This is a genomic window from Acidithiobacillus ferriphilus (assembly GCF_018854775.1).
GTDB classification, from domain to species: domain Bacteria; phylum Pseudomonadota; class Gammaproteobacteria; order Acidithiobacillales; family Acidithiobacillaceae; genus Acidithiobacillus; species Acidithiobacillus ferriphilus.
Genome location: NZ_JAAZTY010000211.1, coordinates 1 through 2,210, shown reverse-complemented (window position 1 = coordinate 2,210; position 2,210 = coordinate 1). Strand labels below are relative to the sequence as shown.

General features: G+C 59.9%; 3 protein-coding genes. 1 reads left to right on the top strand and 2 read right to left on the bottom strand.

Translation table 11 applies throughout. The annotated features are described in order from the left end of the window. A partial coding sequence (locus HF921_RS12400; RefSeq protein ID WP_215893918.1) for an ABC-type transport auxiliary lipoprotein family protein occupies nt 1-380 on the top strand: 380 nt, incomplete at its 5' end. A 9-nt stretch (nt 381-389) separates the two neighbouring features. Here HF921_RS12400 and HF921_RS12395 read toward each other — a convergent pair. Both HF921_RS12395 and HF921_RS12390 read right to left on the bottom strand, forming a co-directional pair. Beyond that, entirely contained in the window at nt 390-866 is a 477-nt protein-coding gene (locus HF921_RS12395; RefSeq protein WP_081258234.1) for a universal stress protein, read from the bottom strand. Continuing rightward, nucleotides 859-2,210 (bottom strand): proline--tRNA ligase (locus tag HF921_RS12390; protein WP_215893917.1); only part of this gene is annotated, 1,352 nt, incomplete at its 5' end. The genes HF921_RS12395 and HF921_RS12390, both read right to left, overlap by 8 nt.

Below are 2,210 nucleotides of genomic sequence, written 5' to 3'. Positions count from 1 at the left end.
GGGTTGGCACCCCGCCGCAGATGATTGCCAGCCGCTTGCAGCATCAATTGGCGTACTCCGGCCAGTGGCGGGCTGTTTTGGCGGGGCAGTCCAGCGGTACCGCGACTTGGCTATTGCAGGTCCGACTGACGGATTTCGTGGTGAATTTCAGCGGGCCGGAGACAGGCAAGGCACTGGTCGCCGGTACCGCGACGCTGGTGAATGCTACAGATTATAGGGTGGTTGCCCAGCACAGTTTTCGTTTCACTGAGATACTTCCCGGTGCGAGTGCGCAGGGTGGTGCCGTGGCCATGGCCGGGGCAAGTGAACGTTTTGTCGCAGCGGTGAGTGGCTGGACCGCGCAGATGGCGAGCACCGGGAAGTCTACGCCCCGGCCTTAGGATTTCACTTCAGTCCTCGTGGTGCTTGACCACCAGCACCGGACAACTGGCGTAATGGACGATATCATTGGCGACAGAACCCAGCAGCAACCGGCCAATGGCGCCGTGGCCATGACTGCCCACTACCAGCATGTCCACTGCATGGGCCTTGCCGAAGTCAATCACCGCCTTCCCGATATTCTCACCGCTTTCCTCCAGTTCCATCCGTGGTGGGATGCCGTCTTCGGCTATGGATTGGCGCAGTTTTTCCATCTCGGCATGCGCCAGTTGGAGCAGCTTTTCGCGCAGATCCAGGGTGGGCGGCAGAATTTCTTCCGGTATCTGCAGATTGAGCATTTGCGGGTTGAAAATGTGGAGCAGGGTGAGGCGGGCGTCGTGCAACTGGGCTTCTTGCGCCGCCATCCGGGCGGTGTACAGGGCCATCGGTGAAAAATCGACGGCCGCCAAAATATGCTTTATGGGAGTCTTTACGGGTGATTTATCCACGAGGATGCTCCTTGCGCAGGTGGTTCATGAGTTGCGTTTCATCCAGAAGCACGTTTTCGGTGGCGCGACGCGCCCGATATTCCCAAACGCCCTGCGCCAGCACCTTGTCACTGACCACAATGCGATGGGGCAGGCCGATCAGATCCATGGTGGCAAACTGCACTCCCGGACGCTCATCGCGATCATCGAGCAGTACGCTGTAGCCCTGCGCCTCCAGGCGATCATGTAGAGCTTGAGCGGCGGCGGCCACTTCCGGCGACTTGCGCGCATTGATGGCGACGATGCCGACTTCAAAGGGTGCCAGGGCTGCTGGCCAGACGATGCCACGATCATCAAAATGCTGCTCCACCGCCGCCGCCACCACCCGCGACACACCGATACCATAGCAACCCATGGTCACTGTGGCATCGCGGCCTGTCTCGTCCAGCACGGTAATACCCATACTCTTGCTGTAGCGTTCCCCGAGCTGAAAGACGTGCCCCACCTCAATGCCCCGACGGATGCTTAGAGTGCCCTCCCGGCAATGAGGGCAGGCATCCCCGGCACGGACATTGCGCAGATCCGCCGCCGCCGGACGTGGCAAATCGCGATCCCAGTTCAGGTTGATCCAGTGCAGATCCGCCGCATTGGCACCCGTGCTGAAATTAGCCACGCCAAAGGCGCGGTGATCCGCCATTATGGAGATAGGCAGCAACGGATCCTTGGGGCCAATGAAGCCCAGGGGGGCGCCCGTGGCGGATACGGCTTCATCCGGGCTGGCCAAGCGCAGCTCCTGCGCATTCAGGGCATGTCCGGTTTTGACCAGATTCAGCTCATCATCGCCGCGCAGCAACAGCATGACTATCTTACCGTCGGCAAGCACCAACACGCTCTTGACGATTTTTGCGGTGCTGATGCCCAGATGCTCAGCTTGCGCCGCTACGCTGCGGATACCCGGCGTCCGCACTTGTGCGGCGGCCAGCGGCATTTCCATCTCCGCAGGCTCGGGGCGACTCTGGGCCTTTTCCATATTCGCGGCATAGTCGCAGTGGTGACAGGAGACGATGGCGTCTTCGCCCGAATCCGCCAGCACATGAAACTCATGGGAGCGTTTACCCCCAATGGCCCCGTTATCTGCTTCCACCGCACGGAAGTTCAGCCCGAGGCGGGTGAAAGTCCGCTGGTAGGCCTCGTACATCGCCTGATAGGTGATTTCTAATGAGGCATGATCCATGTGGAAGGAGTAAGCATCTTTCATGACGAACTCACGCCCGCGCATCAGCCCGAAGCGGGGGCGGATTTCATCGCGAAACTTGGTCTGAATCTGGTAGAAATTGACGGGAAGCTGTCGGTAAGAGTGAATCT